The organism is Streptomyces araujoniae (assembly GCF_050871195.1).
In the GTDB taxonomy this organism is placed as follows: domain Bacteria; phylum Actinomycetota; class Actinomycetes; order Streptomycetales; family Streptomycetaceae; genus Streptomyces; species Streptomyces bacillaris.
On record NZ_CP194070.1, the window covers coordinates 5177013 to 5196842 of the forward strand.

Annotated in this window: 15 protein-coding genes; 3 read left to right on the plus strand and 12 right to left on the minus strand. The window is 72.1% G+C overall.

The window, feature by feature from the left end; genetic code table 11:
• Positions 1-36: 36 nt before the first annotated feature.
• Together ACQ9ZG_RS22430 and ACQ9ZG_RS22435 are read right to left on the minus strand one after the other, a co-directional pair.
• Positions 37-570, minus strand: a complete 534-nt coding sequence (locus ACQ9ZG_RS22430; protein WP_018490437.1) for an alkyl hydroperoxide reductase — start codon at positions 568-570, stop codon at positions 37-39.
• A gap of 12 nt (positions 571-582) precedes the next feature.
• Entirely contained in the window at positions 583-1137 is a 555-nt protein-coding gene (locus tag ACQ9ZG_RS22435; protein ID WP_028416157.1) for a peroxiredoxin, read from the minus strand.
• 132 nt (positions 1138-1269) lie between these two features.
• Between ACQ9ZG_RS22435 and ACQ9ZG_RS22440 the strand changes: the two genes are divergently transcribed.
• Positions 1270-2259 carry a hydrogen peroxide-inducible genes activator gene (locus tag ACQ9ZG_RS22440; protein ID WP_078562508.1) on the plus strand — a complete coding sequence of 330 codons (990 nt, stop codon included), beginning with the start codon at positions 1270-1272 and terminating at the stop codon, positions 2257-2259.
• A 175-nt stretch (positions 2260-2434) separates the two neighbouring features.
• Here ACQ9ZG_RS22440 and ACQ9ZG_RS22445 read toward each other — a convergent pair whose 3' ends face one another.
• The 5 genes from ACQ9ZG_RS22445 to ACQ9ZG_RS22465 all read right to left on the minus strand — a co-directional run bounded on the left by ACQ9ZG_RS22445 (position 2435) and on the right by ACQ9ZG_RS22465 (position 7384).
• Positions 2435-4828 (minus strand): ABC transporter permease, encoded by a 2394-nt coding sequence (locus ACQ9ZG_RS22445; protein ID WP_109915695.1) that lies wholly within the window; start codon positions 4826-4828, stop codon positions 2435-2437.
• Positions 4825-5511: an ABC transporter ATP-binding protein gene (locus ACQ9ZG_RS22450; protein WP_028416160.1), complete on the minus strand. Its 687-nt coding sequence runs from the start codon at positions 5509-5511 to the stop codon at positions 4825-4827. Before ACQ9ZG_RS22450 ends, ACQ9ZG_RS22445 begins: the two co-directional genes overlap by 4 nt.
• Entirely contained in the window at positions 5508-6032 is a 525-nt protein-coding gene (locus ACQ9ZG_RS22455) for a PadR family transcriptional regulator (RefSeq protein WP_028416161.1), read from the minus strand. The genes ACQ9ZG_RS22450 and ACQ9ZG_RS22455 overlap by 4 nt, the downstream gene beginning before the upstream one ends.
• 99 nt (positions 6033-6131) lie before the next feature.
• Positions 6132-6416 (minus strand): type II toxin-antitoxin system antitoxin, encoded by a 285-nt coding sequence (locus ACQ9ZG_RS22460; protein WP_499281169.1) that lies wholly within the window; start codon positions 6414-6416, stop codon positions 6132-6134.
• Complete coding sequence (locus ACQ9ZG_RS22465) at positions 6413-7384, minus strand: SPFH domain-containing protein (protein WP_084992524.1); 972 nt, start codon at positions 7382-7384, stop codon at positions 6413-6415. Before ACQ9ZG_RS22465 ends, ACQ9ZG_RS22460 begins: the two co-directional genes overlap by 4 nt.
• A gap of 239 nt (positions 7385-7623) precedes the next feature.
• Between ACQ9ZG_RS22465 and ACQ9ZG_RS22470 the strand changes: the two genes are divergently transcribed.
• Positions 7624-9855 carry a transglycosylase domain-containing protein gene (locus tag ACQ9ZG_RS22470; RefSeq protein ID WP_109916394.1) on the plus strand — a complete coding sequence of 744 codons (2232 nt, stop codon included), beginning with the start codon at positions 7624-7626 and terminating at the stop codon, positions 9853-9855.
• Between the two features lie 68 nt (positions 9856-9923).
• On the opposite strand, the gene ACQ9ZG_RS22475 is transcribed toward ACQ9ZG_RS22470, so the two are convergent.
• From ACQ9ZG_RS22475 to ACQ9ZG_RS22485, 3 genes are all read right to left on the minus strand, one after another.
• Positions 9924-11825 carry a SpoIIE family protein phosphatase gene (locus ACQ9ZG_RS22475; protein WP_386695912.1) on the minus strand — a complete coding sequence of 634 codons (1902 nt, stop codon included), beginning with the start codon at positions 11823-11825 and terminating at the stop codon, positions 9924-9926.
• 390 nt (positions 11826-12215) lie between these two features.
• Complete coding sequence (fomD, locus tag ACQ9ZG_RS22480; protein ID WP_018490448.1) at positions 12216-12902, minus strand: cytidylyl-2-hydroxypropylphosphonate hydrolase; 687 nt, start codon at positions 12900-12902, stop codon at positions 12216-12218.
• A 116-nt stretch (positions 12903-13018) separates the two neighbouring features.
• Positions 13019-14434 carry a class II fumarate hydratase gene (locus ACQ9ZG_RS22485; RefSeq protein WP_109914561.1) on the minus strand — a complete coding sequence of 472 codons (1416 nt, stop codon included), beginning with the start codon at positions 14432-14434 and terminating at the stop codon, positions 13019-13021.
• A 107-nt stretch (positions 14435-14541) separates the two neighbouring features.
• On the opposite strand from ACQ9ZG_RS22485, the gene ACQ9ZG_RS22490 reads away from it, so the two are divergent.
• Positions 14542-16101 (plus strand): ricin-type beta-trefoil lectin domain protein, encoded by a 1560-nt coding sequence (locus ACQ9ZG_RS22490; protein ID WP_109914560.1) that lies wholly within the window; start codon positions 14542-14544, stop codon positions 16099-16101.
• A 113-nt stretch (positions 16102-16214) separates the two neighbouring features.
• On the opposite strand, the gene ACQ9ZG_RS22495 is transcribed toward ACQ9ZG_RS22490, so the two are convergent.
• Positions 16215-17519 (minus strand): M18 family aminopeptidase, encoded by a 1305-nt coding sequence (locus tag ACQ9ZG_RS22495; RefSeq protein WP_109914367.1) that lies wholly within the window; start codon positions 17517-17519, stop codon positions 16215-16217.
• Positions 17520-18104: 585 nt separating this feature from the next.
• Entirely contained in the window at positions 18105-19772 is a 1668-nt protein-coding gene (locus tag ACQ9ZG_RS22500) for a fumarate hydratase (protein WP_109917657.1), read from the minus strand.
• Positions 19773-19830: the final 58 nt, after the last annotated feature.

The window sequence follows — 19830 nt, forward strand, 5'->3', positions numbered from 1 at the left end:
GGGGCTCTTCCGTACGTCAGGGGTGGTGCGGGGTGACTACTCGGCGAGTACGGCCTCGGCGTCGAGGGTCACACCGACGGCCTGGATCACCGAGGCGATCTTGACGGCCTCCTGGACGGTCTCCCGGTCCACACCGGCCTTGCGGAGCACCTGCTCGTGCGAGTCCAGGCACTGGCCGCAGCCGTTGATCGCGGAGACGGCGAGCGACCACAGCTCGAAGTCGACCTTCTCCACGCCCGGGTTGCCGATGACGTTCATCCGCAGGCCCGCGCGGAGCGTGCCGTACTCCGGGTCCGACAGCAGGTGCCGGGTCCGGTAGAAGACGTTGTTCATCGCCATGACGGCGGCCGCCGACTTCGCCGCGGTGTACGCCTCCGGCGAGAGGTTGGCCTTCGCCTCGGGCTCCAGCTCGCGCAGCACCTTCGGCGAGCGCGAGGCGATCGCGCAGGCCAGCACGGTGCCCCACAGCTGCTGCTGGGGGAGGTCGCTGTTGCCGATGACCGAACCGAGGTTCAGCTTCAGGTCCTTGGCGAAGTCCGGTATGGCGGACTTCAGTTCGTCGAGAGCCATGTCGGTATCAGCTCACTCGCCCGAGAGGAGCGCGACCGGGTCGAGGGTGTTCTCGCCCTTGGTCCAGTTGCACGGGCACAGCTCGTCGGTCTGCAGGGCGTCGAGGACCCGCAGGACCTCCTTGGGGTTACGGCCCACGGAACCGGCGGTCACCATCGTGAACTGGATCTCGTTGTTCTGGTCGACGATGAAGACGGCGCGCTGGGCGAAGCCGTCCTCGCCCTCGATGCCGAGGTCACGCATGAGCTCGTGCTTCGAGTCGGCCAGCATCGGGAAGGGCAGGTCGGTCAGGTCCGGGTGGTCCTTGCGCCAGGCGTGGTGCACGAACTCGGAGTCACCGGAGAAGCCGAGGACCTGGGCGTCGCGGTCGGCGAACTCCTCGTTCAGCTTGCCGAAGGCGGCGATCTCCGTGGGGCAGACGAACGTGAAGTCCTTCGGCCACGCGAAGACGATCTTCCACTTGCCCTCGTAGGTCTTGTGGTTGATCTGCTCGAACTCCTTGCCGCTCTCCAGCGAGACACAAGCGGTCAGGTCGAACTGGGGGAACTTGTCACCGACAGTGAGCACGCGCACTCCTTGCAACGTCGAAACTCCCCTTTTGGGCGAGTTCCTGAGGGTTGGACGAGATCCACCTTGGCACAGAGTGCATTGATCAGGGAAATAGCTACACTCGGTCGCGATGATCGGAGGTGCCTATCAGTGGGCCAGGGTAAACAGGGCATACGCCCCAAGCAGTCCGGCAGGCCGGCCACCAGGCAGCCCAGCCTCGCCCAGCTGCGCGCCTTCGCCGCCGTCGCGGAACATCTGCACTTCCGGGACGCGGCGGCCGCAATCGGGATGAGTCAGCCGGCACTCTCCGGAGCCGTCTCCACCCTGGAGGAGGCACTGGGTGTCCAGCTCATCGAGCGTACGACCCGCAAGGTGCTGCTCTCGCCCGCCGGGGAGCGGCTCGCGGGGCGGACCGCCGTCGTGCTGGAGGCCGTCGCCGCGCTGATGGAGGAGGCCGAGGCGGCCCGGGCGCCGTTCACCGGGGTGCTCCGGCTCGGCGTCATCCCGACCGTCGCCCCCTACCTCCTGCCCACCGTCCTCCGGCTGGTCCAGGACCACTACCCGGACCTCGACCTCCAGGTCCACGAGGAGCAGACCTCCTCCCTGCTGGAGGGGCTCGCCGCGGGACGGCTGGACCTGCTCCTCCTCGCCGTGCCGCTCGGGGTCCCCGGGGTCAGCGAGATCCCGCTCTTCGACGAGGACTTCGTGCTGGTCATGGAGCAGGACCACTGGCTCGGCGGCCGCGCCGACATCCCGCGCGAGGCGCTGCGGGAGCTGCCGCTGCTCCTCCTCGACGAAGGCCACTGCCTGCGCGACCAGGCCCTGGACATCTGCCGGGAGGCGGGCCGTACGGAGGGGGCTCCGGTCACCACGACCGCCGCCGGGCTCTCCACGCTCGTCCAGCTGGTGGCGGGCGGGCTCGGGGTGACGCTGCTGCCGCGCACCGCCCTCACGGTGGAGACCGCCCGCAACGACGCCCTGGCCACCGGGTACTTCGCCCACCCGGCCCCGACCCGGCGGGTGGCCCTCGCGATGCGGGCGGGTTCCGCGCGGGGCGGCGAGTTCGAGGAGTTCGGGGCGGCGCTGCGCGGGGCGATGAAGCCGCTCCCGGTGCGGGTGGTGGACGCGCCTCCCGCATGAGCGCGTGAGCGCATCAGCGCGTGAATGCGTGAATGCGTGAATGCGTGGACACGTGAACGCGTGGACACGTGCGGGTGCGGTCGGGTGGCCGACGCCCCTGCCGTACGAACGCGTGAACGCGCGCGGGTGCGGCCGGACTTCCGCCCGGCCGCACCCACGTGATCCCCGCTCCCGGCTACTCCGTCCGCAGCCCGTCCGGCCGCATCAGCCGCCACAGCGACGGCATCGACGCCGCCGTCACCAGCAGGATCAGCCCCGCGCCGACCCCCGTCAGCGGCAGGAACAGCCACCAGTCGGAGACGGACTTCGCGATCATCCAGGCCAGCATGGCGCCCAGCCCCAGCCCGCCCGCGACCGCGATCACCAGGCCGAGGAAGACCGGGACGGCGGTCTGCCACAGCACCGACCAGCCCATCGTCGTACGCCGGGTGCCGAAGGCGACCAGCACCGACAGCAGCCGCTTGCGCTCGCGCAACTGCTCCACCTGGGAGACCAGCATCGAGGCGGCGATCAGCAGCAGCACCACGCTCGCCCCGACCTTGAGCCCGGTCTGGATGCTGTCGTACTGCCGGTCGCGCTCCACCGAGTCCAGGGTGACGAAGCGCATCCCGGGATCGATGCGGGCCGCCGTGTTCCGTACGTGCTCGGCGACGTCCGGCACGCTCCGGTCGACCCGGATCTGGGCGGTGATCTGCGCGCCGGGCAGCGTACTCGCGTCGACCGCGCCGGTGGTCGCCATGATCCCGTAGTGCGTGTCGCCCATCGGGTCCTTGCGGCCCTGCACGGTGGGGGAGTCGGCGGGCAGGGTCCACCGCAGCGGCTTGCCCGTCCCGGAGCCGATCTCGACCACCTGGCCCTTGCGGGCGGCCTGGTCGATCCAGAAGGACATGTCCTTGTCGCCCGGCGGGTGGACGACGAAGGTGTCGCCGTCCTCGCAGGAGGTGATCCGGGCCAGCTCGCGCAGGGTGTCGCAGGTGCCGACGGTCACCGAGGTGGTGGGCGGGATGTCGTCGTCGGCGTAGACGCCGGGCTTGGTGGCGTACGCCTGCACCGAGCCGATCACCACCTCCACGCCCTTGGTGGCGCGGAACTGCTCGATGGCCGAGGTGGCCGCCTCGCCGGTGACGTTCTCCGAGTAGCCGGCGAACTGGGCCCGGGCGGGGTCCTGGCCGGTCATCCGGTTGAAGTCGGCGTTCATCGCCGCGAACAGCATCTGCAGGGCGATCGCCCCGGCCACCGCCACCGTCACCCCGCTGACCGCGCGGGACGCGGCCCCGCTGCTCAGCTGGAGCCTGCGCACGGCCAGTTGCCAGGGCACCGGACCGCCGCGCAGCCGCTTCACGCACGCCTCGACCAGCCACGGCAGCAGCAGGGCGAGACCGACCAGCACCAGCACGGCCCCGGCCGCGATCGGGAACGGCTTCACGGGCTCGTACGCGTACTCGTCGACCGGGCCGGTGATCCCGAGCACCGCCAGACCCGCGACGGGCATGAGCAGCCGCCACCAGAGCCGGCGGCCCCGGTCCTTGCCCCGGCGTACGACCCCGAGCGGCTCGATCACCACCGAGCGCATCGCCACCAGCGTGACGAGCACGGCGGTCAGCGGCACCGCGACCGTGATCATCAGGCCGAGCAGCGGGTCGGGCACCACGTCGGCCGGGAACGCGCTGACGTCCCAGATCTCCACCGAGCCGATGAACTCCCGCCCCACCAGGAAGAAGACCAGCCCGAACAGCAGCCCGAGCACCGCCCCGAACAGCGCCTCCCCGGCGGCCACCCGCCGGGTGGTGCGGATGTCCGCGCCGACCAGGCGCAGCGCGGCGAGCCTCCGGTCGCGCCGGTCGCCGCCGAAGCGCACGGCGGTGGCGATGAAGATGGCGACCGGCACCAGCAGCACGACACAGACCATGACGGTCAGCACGACCAGCAGCGGCGGGAGCGGGTCGGTGGCGCGGTGGGTCCCGTAGCCGGAGATCCGCTCGGCGCCGGCGGCAAGCGTCAGGGTGTCGCTGCCCGCGTAGTAGAACAGCTCGCCCGGCGAGCGCAGCCCGGCGTCACCGATCGTGCCGGTGATGTCGTACGGCAGCCGCTCGCGCAGCAGTTCGCCGCCGGGCGCTTCGAGCAGCTCCTTCAGCGCGGGGGAGACCAGCATGTCGCCCGGCGCGGGGAAGCGGTCCAACCCCGGCGGGCGGACGGGCGCCGGACCCTCGGCGTGCAGCAGCCGGCCGATGACCGTCCGGTCGCGGTACTCCGTACCCGTGTCGAGCCGCAGCACCGAGGTGTCCGACTTCGCCGAGTCGGCGGCGGAGGCCTTCACCTCGCTGCGGGCCTGGTCGCGGCCGGAGCGGGCATCGAGCATGTGCGGCACGGCGGAGGCGAGCAGCAGCAGCGCCACCCCGAGGCCGACGCCGACCGCCGTCAGCAGCGTACGTATCCAGCCCTCGCGGCCCCCGGCGGCGGCGAACCGGATGCCGAGGCCGAGGTCCCGGAGGGCGGACGCGCCGCGCGGGGGCGGCTTCGGGCCCTCCGGTGCGGCGGGCGGTGTCGTACGGGAGTCGAGCAGCGTCATACGGCGTGCTCCAGATCGAGCGCCCGGCCGTCCCGCACGGTCACGTCACGGTCGGAGTAGGCGGCGACCCGGGCCTCGTGGGTGACCAGGACGACCGCCACGTTGGAGGAGCGGGCGGCCTCGGTGAGCAGCTCCATCACCCGCTCGCCGTTGAGGGAGTCCAGGGCGCCGGTCGGCTCGTCCGCGAAGATCACCTTCGGGGAGCCGGCCAGCGCGCGGGCCACGGCGACCCGCTGGCCCTGGCCGCCGGAGACCTCGCCGGGGCGCTTGGCACCGAGGTCCTCGACCTCCAGGCGCTCCATCCACTCCCGGGCGGTGCGCTCGGCCGCCTTGCGCTTCACCCCGTTGAGCCGCAGCGGCAGCGCGACGTTCTCCACGCAGGTCAGCTCGGGAACCAGCTGGCCGAACTGGAAGACGAAGCCGAAGTCGCTGCGGCGCAGGGCGCTGCGCTCGGCGTCCGACATCGCGGACAGCTCGCGCCCCGCGTAGCTGATGGTGCCGGAGTCCGGGGTGATGATCCCGGCCAGACAGTGCAGCAGGGTCGACTTGCCGGAGCCGGAGGGGCCCATCACGGCGACGACCTCACCGGAGTGGACGGAGAACGAGGCGCCGTCCAGGGCGGGCGTCGAGCCGTAGGTCTTGCGCAGGTCGTGGGCGGCGAGGAGGGCGCCGTCGGGGATCACGCGGTCACCACCTTGGAGAGCTGGCCGAGCCGGGCGGCGGTCAGTTCCAGCCAGCGCAGATCGGCTTCCAGGTGGAACAGGGCGTGGTCGCAGATCAGCTGGTCCGCGAGGTCGCCCTTCCGCTTGCGGTCGGTGAGGATGCGCATCATCCGCAGGTGCTCCGAGCGCTGGGTGTCCAGCACGTCGGCCGCGCTGCGGTCGGTGAGGAGCGCCAGGACGACCTTGGTGTAGAGCGTCGACTGGAGGTACGGCTCCGGTTTCTCGGGCTGGGCGAGCCAGCGCGAGACGTCGGTGATCCCGGCGTCGGTGATGGCGTACCGCTTGCGCTCGGGCCCTCCTTCGCTCTCTATGCCGTCGACCTCGACGAGCCCGTTCTTCAGGAGGCGGGACATCGTCGAGTAGACCTGGCCGTAGTGGAGGGGGCGGTCCTGGCCGAACTTCTCGTCGAAGGTCCGCTTCAGGTCGTAGCCGTGGCGTGGCCCGGCTTCCAGGAGCCCCAGGAGGGTGTGACCGATAGACATGAGGAGCACTCTACACGGTGTGTATACCTGCCGTGTATACGCGGCCGGAATACCTCCACCGGCCCAGGAGGCGCGTCCCCCGCCCCGGTCCGCGGGGGTCTACGTGCCGTCCGTCCTGTCCGTCCCGTCCGCCCCCGGCTCCTCCGGCGGCTGCTTCGGCGGGCGGCCCCGGCGGGCGATGGGCGCCGCCGACCCCGGCAGCCGCCCCGCCTCCTTCAGCGCCCGGCGCAGCAGGAACTCGATCTGCGCGTTGGCGCTGCGCAGCTCGTCGGAGGCCCAGCGGGCCAGCGCGTCGTGCACCGCGGGGTCCAGCCGCAGCAGCATCTGCTTGCGCTGCCGCGGCCGGGCGGCCGGCGTCCGCCGGGGCGGTGTCTCGTCGGTCACTGGTAGAGGCTGCCCGTATTGAGGACCGGCTGGGCCGCTCGGTCGCCGCACAGCACGACCATCAGATTGCTGACCATGGCGGCCTTCCGCTCGGCGTCCAGTTCCACGATGTCCTGTTCGGCGATCCGGCTCAGGGCCATCTCCACCATGCCCACCGCGCCCTCGACGATCTGCTGGCGGGCCGCGACGACCGCGCCGGCCTGCTGGCGCTGGAGCATGGCGGAGGCGATCTCGGGGGCGTACGCGAGGTGGCTGAAGCGCGACTCGATGATGCGGACGCCCGCGGCCTTCACCCGGGCGGTCAGCTCGACAGCCAGCTTCTCGGTGATCTCCTCGGCGTTGCCGCGCAGCGAGAGGCCGTCCTCCTCGTGGGCGTCGTACGGGTACTCGATGGCGATGTGCCGGACGGCCGACTCGGTCTGGGTGGCGACGAACTCCAGGAAGTCGTCGACCTCGAAGAGGGCCTGCGCGGTGTCCTCGACCTTCCAGACGACGATCGCGGCCAGCTCGATCGGGTTGCCGTAGGCGTCGTTGACCTTGAGGACGGCGGTCTCGTGGTTGCGGACGCGGGTGGAGATCTTGCGGCTGGAGGTCAGCGGGTTGACCCAGCGCAGCCCGTCGGCGCGGATGGTGCCGACGTACCGGCCGAAGAGCTGGATCACCCGGGCCTCGCCCGGAGCGACCATCTTCACACCGCTCATGCAGAAGAAGGAGGCGAAGGCGAGCAGGATGCCGAAGACGCAGAGCGGGACGCCGACGGCGTTGTTCCCGCCCGCCCCGATCACGCCGCCGGTGATCGCGAGGCCGACGCCCGCCAGCACCCCGAGCACCGTCAGCAGCAGCCCCAGGCCGCCCGGGATCGAGTGCGCGGTGACCTCCGTGACCTGCGGCTCGGGCATGTCGGGGGCGTCGATGTCGAGCTCGGCCGCGGCCGTCTCCGATCGGTGGCCGTCGTGCTGTGAGGTCATGGGGTCCCCCGTTCCGTGCGGCTCGCACCGCGCTAGCAATGTGATCTCACATTAACGGTTCTCGCAACCTTGCGCACCCCTGAGGAGTCGGTTCCCTTGGGAACGCGTGCTGATTGTCACGCCCGGAAAAGACTGGATCGCTTGCCTTTTGTCCCCGCCGACGGTGTTAGCTGGCAGGTCTGGACGGACTGGGTGGGCCGAGCGAGCCGGTCGAGCAGAGAAGCGGGAGCAACACAGTCATGGGTCGAGCGGATGCGCGACGAGCCCAGGCGCGGGCATCGCGCCGGGCCGCGAAGAGCGGCGGCATACGCAGACTCTTCACCTGGAAGAAGCTGCTGGGGACGTTCTTCGGGATCGTCCTGCTGGGCATGGGCGCGTTCCTCGCGCTCTACCTGTACGTCCCCGTCCCCGCCCCCAACGCCCTGGCGGAGCGGCAGAGCAACGTCTACCAGTACAGCGACGGCACGGTCCTCGCCCGCTCCAACAACGGCGTCAACCGGCAGATCGTCGACCTGGCCCAGGTGCCCACGGAGGTGCAGCGCACCTTCGTCGCCGCCGAGAACAAGACCTTCTACAAGGACCAGGGCGTCGACCTCAAGGGCACGACCCGCGGTCTGATCAACACGCTCAGCGGCAAGGGCAAGCAGGGTGGCTCGACCATCACCCAGCAGTACGTGAAGAACTACTACCTCACGCAGGACCCCACCATCAGCCGCAAGCTCCGCGAGCTGGTGATCTCGCTCAAGGTCGACCAGAAGCAGTCCAAGGAGCAGATCCTCGCCGGGTACATCAACACCGCCTACTACGGACGCGGCGCCAGCGGCATCCAGGCGGCCTCCCAGGCGTACTACGGCGTCGACGCCAAGGACCTGAACGTCTCCCAGGGCGCCTACCTCGCCTCCCTCCTCCAGGCCCCCAGCCAGTACGACTGGGCCACCGCCACCGACACCGGCAAGCGCCTGGTCAAGGAGCGCTGGGCCTACACCCTGCGGAACATGGTGGAGATGGGCTGGCTGACCGAGGCCGAGCGGGCGAAGCAGGAGTTCCCGGTCCCGGACAAGCCCAAGCCCGCCCAGGGCATGGAGGGCCAGACCGGCTACCTCGTCGAGGCGGTCAACAAGGAGCTGGACAAGCAGGGCATCTCCGCCGAGGACCGTGAGGCGGGCGGCTGGACCTTCACCCTCACCATCGACAAGAAGCGCCAGCAGCAGCTGGAGAAGTCGGTGAAGAAGGAGCTGGAGTCCCAGCTCGACCGCCAGGGCAACAAGATCGACGCCACCGTCCAGGCCGGCGCGACCTCCGTCGACCCGAAGACGGGCAAGGTGCTGGCGATGTACGGCGGCGAGGACTACGTCAAGCACTACGTCAACAACGCCACCCGCCAGGACTACCAGCCCGCCTCCACCTTCAAGCCGCTGGTGCTCGCCGCCGCCCTGGAGAACGAGGCGAAGACGCAGGACGGCAGCCTGATCGGGCTCAACACGATCTACGACGGCACCAGCAAGCGGCCCGTCGTCGGCAGCGACACCCCGTTCAACCCGCAGAACGAGGACGACCGGAGCTACGGCCCGATCTCCGTCCAGAAGGCGATGAACAGCTCGGTCAACTCCGTCTTCGCGCAGATGATCGTGGACGTGACACCGGCCGCCACCAAGAAGACCGCGCTCGCCCTCGGCGTGCCGGACAAGAACTTCCCCGAGCGCCCCGCCGTCACCCTCGGCACCATGAACGCCTCCACCTGGGACATGGCGGGCGTCTACGCGACCCTGGACAACCACGGCCGCAAGGTCACCCCGCACATCCTCCAGTCCGCCGAGCACCGCGCCCGTACGGTGAAGCCGGAGGCGCCCAAGAAGCAGCAGGCCATCAGCCGCGCCTCGGCCGACACCGTCACCTCCGCGCTCAAGGGCGTCGTCGAGTCCGGCTCCGGCCGCGCCGCCAACACCTCCGCCTACCAGGCGGCGGGCAAGACGGGCACGTCGGAAGAGAACAAGTCGGCCTGGTTCGCCGGGTACACCCCCGAACTGACCACGGTCGTCGCCCTGTTCGGCGAGTCCCCCCAGGGCGGCCGGCAGGTCTCCCTCACCGGTACGGCCAACTCCGGCCGGGCCAACGGCGGTGGCTTCCCGGCCCGGATCTGGGCGGACTACACCCTCGGTGCCCTCGGCGGCGGCTCGAACGCCACCTTCGACCTCCAGGACGTGGAGCGCGGCGAGGTCCCGCCGCCGCCCCCGACCCCCTCGAAGACGCCGTCGGAGGAGCCGACCCCGTCGGAGAAGCCCACCCCGTCCGAGACGCCGTCAAAGACTCCGCCGAGCCAGACGCCCAGCGAGACCCCGACCACGCCCTCGGCCCCGCCGACGATCACCCCGCCGACCGTCCCGCCCACCAGCCCCGAGATCCCGCCCCAGCCGGGGGAGAGCGACGGGCAGCCGGGCGAGCGGCCCGGAGGCGGCGGCGCGGGGGACTGACCCCGTACGCGCGAGTGGACATGGGTGAGGGGCGGTACCGGCCGGTACCGCCCCTCACCCGTGTCCGGCTACTGGCTCCGCGTCGCCATCTCGAACCAGACGACCTTGCCCGTCGACAGTCGGGTCGCACCCCACCGCCGCGCCAGCCGGTTCACCAGGAACAGCCCGCGCCCGCCCTCGTCCGTCTCGCGCGCCCGGCGCTGCCGGGGCAGCTGGGGTGAGTCGTCGCCCACCTCGCAGCGCAGGATGTCCGTCCGCAGCAGCCGCAGCGTCACCGGCCGCTCCGCGTAGCGCACCGCGTTGGTGACGACCTCGCTGACCAGCAGCTCCACCTCGTCGGACAGCTCCTCCAGGCCCCACCGGCTCAGCGCCCGCCGGGCCAGCCTGCGGGCCCGGCCCGGAGCCGCGTCCTCCGGCTCCAGGTACCAGTACGCCACATCGCTCGGCGCGATCCCGTCGAAGCGGGCGGCGAGCAGGGCGATGTCGTCGTCCCGGTCGCCCGGGCCCAGCATGTCCAGCACGTCGTCGCAGAGGGCCTCCAGCGGCGGGGAGTGGTCGTCCCCGGTGAGCTGCGCGGTCGCCGCGAGGCGCTCCCGCAGCTGCTCGATGCCCGTCCACACGTCCCGCAGCCGCGACTCGACCAGCCCGTCCGTGTAGAGCAGGAGCGTGGCCCCGGCCGGGGCGTCCAGCTCGACGGCCTCGAAGTCGACCCCGCCCACCCCGATCGGGGCGCCCGGCGGCACCCGCAGCACCTCGGCCCGGCCGCCCAGATGCAGCAGCACGGGCGGCGGGTGACCGGCGTTGGCGATGGTGATCCGGTGCGCGACCGGGTCGTACACCGCGTAGAGGCAGGTGGCCATGCGGTCGCTGCCGAGCCGCTGCGCCTGCTCGTCCAGGTGGTGCAGCACCTCCTGCGGCGGCAGGTCCAGCTGGGCCAGGGTCTGGGCGGTGGTCCGCAGCTGGCCCATGATCGCGGCGGAGGTCATGGAGTGGCCCATCACATCCCCGACGACCAGGGCGACCCGGCTGCCTGGCAGCGGGATCGCGTCGTACCAGTCGCCGCCGACCCGGGCCGTCTCGGCCGCCGGGAGGTAGCGGGACGCCAGGCGTACGCCGGTGGGCTGGGGGAGCGAGTCCGGGAGCATCGTGCGCTGCAACTCGTCCGCGATGTAGGCCTCGCGCCCGTACAGCACGGCCTTGTCGATGCCGAGCGCGGTGTGCGTCGCCAGCTGTGCGGCCACCAGCAGGTCACTGGCCTCGAACGGGGGCCGTTCGGTGGACCGTACGAAGACGGCCGCGCCGATCACCCGGCGTCTGCCGCGCAGCGGGGCGAGGATCGCCCGGTGGCCGGTGGGGACCGGGCGCCCGGCGCCCAGCAGCTCGGGCAGGGCGGCGCGGGCCGCCGCCGAGTCGCCGAAGACCGGCCGCACCCCGCGCAGCACCTCCGCCAGCGCGCCGCCCGCCCGCACCTCGCACAGCTCGGCGGCGGGCATCAGATCGGCCGTCGGGTCGGTGAGCAGCGGCCGCAGCCGCTCGGTCTCGGAAGCCGCCTCGCCGTCCTCCTCGGTGTGGCGGAGCCGGTCGCTCCGGCGCAGCCGCAGCACGAACGGGCTGACCGGCCGCTCGTCCCCGACCGGGAGCGGGTCGCGCAGATAGACCAGGATCGCGTCGGAGAACGTCGGCACGCTCGCCCGGCAGAGCCCGAGCACGATCTCGTCCAGATCTATGCCCCGGGCGATCCGCCGGGTGGCCGCGCCGACGAAGCGCAGCCGGTCGCCCTCGCGCCGGGTGGCTGACTGGGCGTCGGCGAGGGCGGCGGCTCCGGTCCCGGGGGCCGGCGCGGCGGCCGGCGACGGGATCGCGGCCGCGGCGGCCGCGGCCGTGGCGTCCTGCTGCCGGGGCCGGGTGCGCTCCTGCTGCCGGGCGGCGAGAGGCTGCCGGCCTTCGTGGGAGGTGGGGTGCTCCGTCACGCGTGGGATTCCGTCCGTCCGGGCCGGTTGTATGAGGCAGTCGCCCCGTGGGGCGCCACTGTGCCCCGGCGACCGCGATGAGGACAACGGCTGTCTGCGGATGCCCCGGCGGACGGGGCTGAAACCGAACGTCCGCACGATGGCCGGACGACGACGTTCCGCGCGGCGGCCGGAGCGCTCGCGGCGGGGCGGCAGCGGGCGGCGAACACGGCTCCACCCCCTCGTGGTGGCCTGCGACCGGGCGGTCCGGCCGGGTCCGTGGCCCGCCGTTCCGCACGACCGGTGCGATGACTTGTGGTCAGATCCGGTGTGGCGCGCGCCGGACCGGCCGGCGCCCCCCTCGGGGATCCGGGCCTGCCGACCGGGCCCCCACGGGGTGGGTCCAGGGTCTCACGACGGCATGTGGGCAGGGGTACGGTCCCAGTCATCCGGCAGTGGCGGAACCGGCCATCCCGGATCGGGCCGCCAGTGCTCCCAGCCGTCCCGGAACGGCGAGCCCCACGCCGCGATCACCTCGACCGCCGCGAGCCCCGCCTCCCGGACCCGGGCCGCGGTCGCCCGGTCCATCAGACCGACGTGCTGCGCCTGGGCGAACTCGTCCTCGTCGAGCCACTTCCAGCTCCGGTCCGGGTGCACGGAGATGTCGAGAAAGTGATCCTCGGAATCCACCCCTCCGGACCACCGGGTGTGCGGTTCCTCCAGGTTCACGTACCAGTTCCGGAAGGTCCACCCCCGGTCCCAGAAGAGCCAGACCGACCACGGGTCCCCGGGCCGGGCCAGCTTCAGCACCCCGGCGCCGAACCAGGTGGAGCGGGCCGTGGTGCGCGGGGCGGTGTAGCGGGTGGCGAGCGGTTCGGCGTGCACCTGGGTGCCGTCGGCGAGGACCGGCCGGACGCACTCGGTGCCGGGCGCCATCCAGACGGCGAGCAGCTCGGCGGTGTCCTGGACGACGGTCACCGGGCGGCAGATGTGCACGGGCGGCCCGCCGGGCGGCCGGTGGGCCCGGCCGTTGTCGCGGTAGCGCCAGAGGATCTGGTCCCCCGGCGCCCAGCGTGCGCACTCTCCCGTACCTGTCATGGATGGATCTTACGGAGCGTCCGCTCCCGCCCGCTGCGACTCAGGTCACCCGGTGTGCCCGGACGGTGCCGGGCGGGTCACCCGGGAGCCCCCACGGGCCCCGGGCGACCCTCGTGTCACGGCCGTGTCATCCGCAACACGTCGAGCGCCTCGTCCAGTTGCTCCAGGGTCAGCTCGCCGCGCTCCACGTACCCGGCGGCGAGCACGGTCTCGCGGATCGTCGTGCCGTCCTTCAGCGACTGCTTGGCGACCTTCGCCGCCGCCTCGTAGCCGATGTACCGGTTGAGCGGGGTGACCACCGAGGGGGAGGACTCGGCGTAGGCGCGGGCCCGCTCGGCGTTGGCGGTGATGCCGTCCACCGTGCGGTCTGCCAGCAGCCGGGAAGCGTTGGCCAGCAGCCGTACGGACTCCAGCAGGTTCTTCGCGATGACCGGGAGCATCACGTTCAGCTCGAAGTTGCCCGCCGCGCCCGCCGCGGCGACCGTGGCGTCGTTCCCGGTGACCTGGGCGGCGACCATCAGGACCGCCTCCGGGATCACCGGGTTGACCTTGCCGGGCATGATCGAGGAGCCCGGCTGGAGGTCGGGCAGGTTGATCTCCGCGAGGCCGGTGCGCGGTCCGGAGGCCATCCACCGCAGGTCGTTGGAGATCTTGGTGAGCGAGACCGCGATCGTACGGAGCTGGCCCGAGGTCTCCACCAGCCCGTCCCGGGCCCCCTGCGCCTCGAAGTGGTCGCGCGCCTCGGTCAGCGGCAGCCCGGTGACCGCCGCCACCTCCGCGATCACGGCGGCGGAGAAGCCGGGCGGGGTGTTGATGCCGGTGCCCACCGCCGTACCGCCCAGGGGGAGTTCGGCCAGCCGGGGCAGGGAGGCGCGCAGCCGCTCCACGCCGTAGCGGATCTGCGCCGCGTAGCCGCCGAACTCCTGGCCGAGGGTGACCGGGGTGGCGTCCATCAGATGCGTACGGCCGGACTTGACGACCTCCGCGAACTCGGCTGATTTCCGCCCCAGGGATTCCGCCAGATGGTCCAGCGCGGGGATCAGATCGGCGGTGACGGCGGCGGTCGCCGCGACGTGGATGGAGGAGGGGAAGACGTCGTTGGACGACTGCGAGGCGTTGACATGGTCGTTGGGGTGGACCTCGCGGCCGAGCCGCTCGGTGGCGAGGGTGGCGATGACCTCGTTGGTGTTCATGTTCGACGAGGTGCCGGAGCCCGTCTGGAAGACGTCCACCGGGAAGTGCGCGTCCCAGCGGCCCGACGCGACCTCGGCCGCCGCCTTCTGGATCGCGTCCGCGATCTCCGGGTCCAGCACCTTCAGCTCGGCGTTGACCTTGGCGGCCGCGCCCTTGATCCGGGCCAGCGCCTCGATGTGCGCCCGCTCCAGCCGCTGTCCGGAGAGCGGGAAGTTCTCCACCGCCCGCTGTGTCTGCGCCCGCCACTTGGCGTGGAGGGGGACCTTCACCTCGCCCATCGAGTCGTGCTCGATCCGGAACTCCGCACTGTCCCGCGGATCTGTCGTCGCGTCGGCCATCGTGTTTAAACCTCCTGCAAAAGATGAGCACATGTCTTGTTCCAGCTATTCCCAAGTCGCCTACCGGCCAGTAAATACCCGGGGTAACTACACACCCGGGAGGCGCAATGAGGCGCACCAGGCTCAGAATCCGAGGGCTCCGCGGCCTTCACCGGCTCCGCCGCACGGCCGCCGTCACCGCCGTGTTCGCGGTGGCCGCCACCACTCTGGCGGTCGCCGGACCGGCCGGCGCGGCCGATTCGGGTACCGGCACCGGCACACTCGCATCCACCCCTCTCCCGCCCGCGCTCGAGACGATCCGGGCGGCCGAGGCCACCCAGCTGTACGGCAGTCCGGCCGAACGGCCGCTGGCCGAACGGAAGACCGGGCTGATCTCGCTGGGCGACAGTGAGATCTCCGGCGAGGGCGTCGGCACCTACGACCCCGGCACCAACGGGCCGGACAACTGGTGCCACCGTTCGCCGGAGGCCGCCATCCACCGCACGGGCATCGCGGCGGACGTCACGTACAACGTCTCGTGCTCCGGCGCCTATACCGGGAACATCAAGATCGGCGGAAACAAGCAGTACGCCGACGAGCTGGTCCAGAGCGACAGCCTCGCCGTGAAGGCCCGCAACACCCGGATCAAGATGGTCGTGCTGGTCGCCGGAGCCAACGACGACCTCCAGTTCGGCCCGGTCATGACCGACTGCGTGGTCCGCTACATCACCCTCCAGGGCCCGTGCGAGCCCAAGTACGCGGGCGGCTGGCAGGCCCGCGTGGACGGGCTGGTCCCCAAGGTCGAGGCGACCGTCCGCGACCTGCGGACGGTGATGACGGACGCCGGCTACGCGAACGACGACTACAAGCTCGTCCTGATGGGCTACCCGAGCCCGATCGGCCCGGACTTCCGGGACAACCCGAACTTCCCCGGCAAGCTCATCTGCGGCGGCATGGGGTACGACTCCGACACCGCCTGGGGCCGCAACACCGCCGTCCCCGCCTTCCAGGCCGGCATGCGCGAGGCGGCCACCGCCACGGGCGCCACCTACCTCGACAACTCCCGCCTCTTCCACGGCCACGAGGTGTGCAGCGAGGCCCCCTGGGCGCGCGGGCTCTACATCGACCTGAGCAAGCCCGGACTGCCCGACGAGAACTCCGTACGCCAGTCCTTCCACCCCAACGCCGCGGGCCACCGCGCCTTCGCCTCCTGCCTCACCCAGCTGTACGCCTCCGGCCTCCGCGAGGCGAGCTGCGCGGACCCGGCCAGCACCGGCACCCCGGTCCTCCAGCCCGGGGCCTGGGACGACCGGTTCACCCCCGTACGGAACGAGGCCACCGGCACCTGCGTGGACGTCCCCGCCTCGGTGACCCGCAACGGCACCGCGATCGGCGGCTGGGACTGCCACGGCGGGCGCAACCAGGACTGGTGGTACGACTCCGGTACGCAGACCCTGCGCACCGCGCTCAGCCACGACCGGTGCCTGGACGTCTCCGGCGCCAGGTACAACCCGGGCGCCGCGCTCATCGTGTGGAACTGCGCGGGCGCGGCCAACCAGAAGTTCGTCCGCCAGGCGGGCACCATCCGCCCGGCCGCCGCGACCGGCCTCTGCCTGACGCTGGCCGGGGCCAAGGACCCGCTCAGGCTCCAGACGTGCGACGGCAGCGCGAAGCAGCGGTTCGCGTAGCCGCGTGACGGCGGGAGGCGGGTGGCGGGCCGTGCCCCCGCCCCCCTCCCGCCGTCACCGCCCTGCCGTGTCCCGCCGGGGCACGGCAGGGCACGGCCGTCACCGCGCCGCCGTCACCGGCCCGCCATCACCGCGCCCAGGATCGCCGCCAGATACGCCGGGTCGTCCACGCCGCACAGTTCGCGCGCCGAGTGCATCGAGAGGCCCGGCACGCCCACGTCCACCGTGGTGACGCCGAGACGGGCGGCGGTGAGGGGGCCGATCGACGTGCCGCAGGGCATCGCGTTGTTGGAGACGAAGGGCTGCCAGGGGGCGCCCGCCCGCTCACAGGCGGCCGTGAAGACCGCGATGCCGGTGGAGTCGGTGGCGTACCGCTGGTTGACGTTCACCTTGATGGTGGGGCCGCCGTTGGGGAGCGGGCGGTGGTCGGGGTCGTGGCGCTCCGCGTAGTTGGGGTGCACCGCGTGGGCCATGTCCGCGGAGACGCAGAACGCGCCCGCCAGCGCCCGTGACCAGTCCTCGTCGCTGCCGCCCCGGGCCGCCACCGAGCGGGAGAGGACCCGCTCCAGCAGCGGGCTCTGGGCGCCGGTCTCGGAGCCGCTGCCCACCTCCTCGTGGTCGAAGGCGGCCAGCACGGGGACGAAGGACGGCTCGGTGACCCCGGTCGCCGCGTCCACCAGGGCGGTCACCCCGGCATGCACCGAGACCTGGTTGTCCAGCCGGGAGGCCACGACGAACTCCCGCTCGGCGCCCAGGTATCCGGGCGGCTGGATGTCGTGCAGCATCAGGTCCCAGCCCAGCACGTCGCCCGGGTCCTCCCCGGCCGCCGCCGCCACCCGCCGCAGCAGCTCGCCCTCGCGCGGGTCGCCCAGCGCCCAGATCGGGGCGATGTGGCGCTGCCGGTCCAGCGCCACCCCGTCGTTCACCGTGCGGTCCAGGTGGATCGCCAATTGCGGTACGCGCAGCAGCGGTTCGTCGATCTGGACCAGCCGGGTGCGCGGAGCGCCGTCCGGGCCGCAGCGCAGGGCCAGCCGGCCGGAGATGCCGAGGTCCCGGTCGAGCCAGGTGTTCAGCGGGACCCCGCCGTAGATCTCCACCCCGATCTGCCGCCAGCCCGAACTGCCGGTGTCGGGTGCCGGTTTGATCCGCAGGTTCGGTGAGTCGGTGTGGGTGCCGACGATCCGGAAGGGGGTGTGCGCGGGCGCGCCCTCGGGGACGTACCACGCGATCAGCGCTCCGGCCCGGGCGACGAAGCAGCCGCCGGTCGCCCCGGTCCAGTCGTCCGTGCCGAGCAGCTCGCGGAATCCGGCCTTCTCCAGCCGCTGCGCGGCGCTCGCGACCACGTGGTACGGGGAGGGGCTGGCGGCGATGAAGGCGAGCAGGTCGTCGGTGTGGCTGCGGTGGGGGGCCGGGGTCATGCGGCGTCCGCCTTTCCGGGTTCGGCAGTGGCCGCGCGGGTGAAGGGTCCGCGAGGCGTCGAGGCGTGCCCGGCGGGTCAGGCCGGTGCGGAGTTTCCAGGAACGTCCGACCAGCCTTCGCGGCGCTCCCGCCCCGGCGCAAGCCCGTCCGGCGGCGGGCTGCGGGAAAGCGGCGGTGCGGGGGCCACCATCCACCGGGTGCGGGGACTGCGGCGCGCGGCGGGCGGGTCCGGGGGGTTGCCTAACGCCTGTTGGCGCGGGGTCCGTTCGGTCGAGCTGACAGCGCCCTGCCCGTGAGGGGCGCGCGGCCCGCGCGAGGACCGGCGGGGGAGCGCTCGCGCGGGGCGCACCGGTTGCGGGCCCGGTGGCCGGGCGGGTGTCCGCTCTCACGAGATTGGCTTGAACTCGACGTATGGAGGGGGGTGGTGCGCGGGGCGGTGGTGCGGAGGTGGCTTCGGAGCCCGGACACGGAGAGGGGAGCCCCGGGGCCCGGACACGGGAGAGGCGCCCCGGGCCCCGGACACAGGAGAGGGGCGCCCCCCCGGGGGGCGCCCCTCTCGCCGCTGCCGCTGCCGGCGGCCGGTGTCAGCCCAGGCCGGGGCCCCGGACCGGAATGCTCGTGAACGTCGGCGCGGGAGCGGGCTCGGTGAAGAAGTCGTTGCCCTTGTCGTCGACGACGATGAACGCGGGGAAGTCCTCGACCTCGATCCGCCAGACCGCCTCCATGCCCAGCTCCTCGTACTCGACGACCTCGACCTTCTTGATGCAGTCCTGCGCGAGGCGGGCCGCCGGGCCGCCGATCGAGCCGAGGTAGAAGCCGCCGTGCGTGCCGCAGGCGTCGGTGACCTGTTTGCTGCGGTTGCCCTTGGCGAGCATCACCTTCGAGCCGCCCGCCGCCTGGAACTGCTCCACGTACGAGTCCATCCGGCCGGCCGTGGTCGGGCCGAAGGAGCCGGAGGCGTACCCCTCGGGCGTCTTCGCCGGGCCCGCGTAGTAGACGGGGTGGTCCTTCAGGTACTGCGGCATCTCCTCGCCCGCGTCCAGCCGCTCCTTGATCTTGGCGTGCGCGATGTCGCGGGCCACGACCAGCGGGCCGGTCAGCGAGAGCCGGGTCTTCACCGGGTACTTGGTCAGCTCGGCCAGCACCTCGTCCATCGGCCGGTTGAGGTCGATCTGCACGACGTCCCCGGCCTCGTCCAGGTGCTCGTCGGTGGTGTCCGGGAGGAAGCGCGCCGGGTCCTTCTCCAGCTGCTCCAGGAAGACGCCCTCGGCGGTGATCTTCGCGGTGGCCTGGCGGTCGGCCGAGCAGGAGACGGCGATGGCGACGGGGAGCGAGGCGCCGTGCCGGGGCAGGCGCACCACGCGCACGTCGTGGCAGAAGTACTTGCCGCCGAACTGGGCGCCGATCCCGATCCGCTGCGTCAGCTCGAAGACCTTCTCCTCCAGCTCCTTGTCCCGGAAGCCGTGCCCGGTGGCGGAGCCCTCGGCGGGCAGCTCGTCCAGGTAGTGCGCGGAGGCGTACTTGGCGGTCTTCAGCGCGAACTCCGCCGAGGTGCCGCCGACCACGATCGCCAGGTGGTACGGCGGGCAGGCCGCGGTGCCCAGCGAACGGATCTTCTCCTCCAGGAACTTCATCATGGAGGCCTCGTTGAGGACGGCCTTCGTCTCCTGGTAGAGGAACGACTTGTTGGCCGAGCCGCCGCCCTTCGCCATGAAGAGGAACTTGTACGCGCCGCCGTCGGTGGCGTACAGCTCGATCTGGGCCGGGAGGTTGGAGCCGGTGTTCTTCTCGTCCCACATGGTCAGCGGGGCCATCTGCGAGTAGCGCAGGTTGAGCTTGGTGTAGGCGTCGAAGATCCCGTGCGACAGGGCCTCCTCGTCACCGCCCTCGGTGAGCACGTTCTGCCCGCGCTTGCCCATGACGATCGCCGTCCCGGTGTCCTGGCACATCGGCAGGACGCCCGCGGCGGCGATGTTGGCGTTCTTCAGGAGGTCCAGCGCCACGAACTTGTCGTTGGAGGAGGCCTCCGGGTCGTCCACGATCCGGCGCAGCTGCGCCAGGTGGGCCGGGCGAAGGTAGTGCGAGATGTCGTGCATGGCCTCGGCGGCGAGCGTGCGCAGCGCCTCCGGCTCGACCTTGAGGAACGTACGGCCGTCGGCCTCGAAGGTGGAGACGCCCTCGGCGGTCACCAGACGGTACGGCGTGGTGTCCTCCCCTAGGGGGAGCAGATCGGAGTACGCAAACTCTGCCATGACGGCCATTCCTCACTCGGCGACAGCGGCTGACCTCCCTCGGGCAGCGCGTCAACCA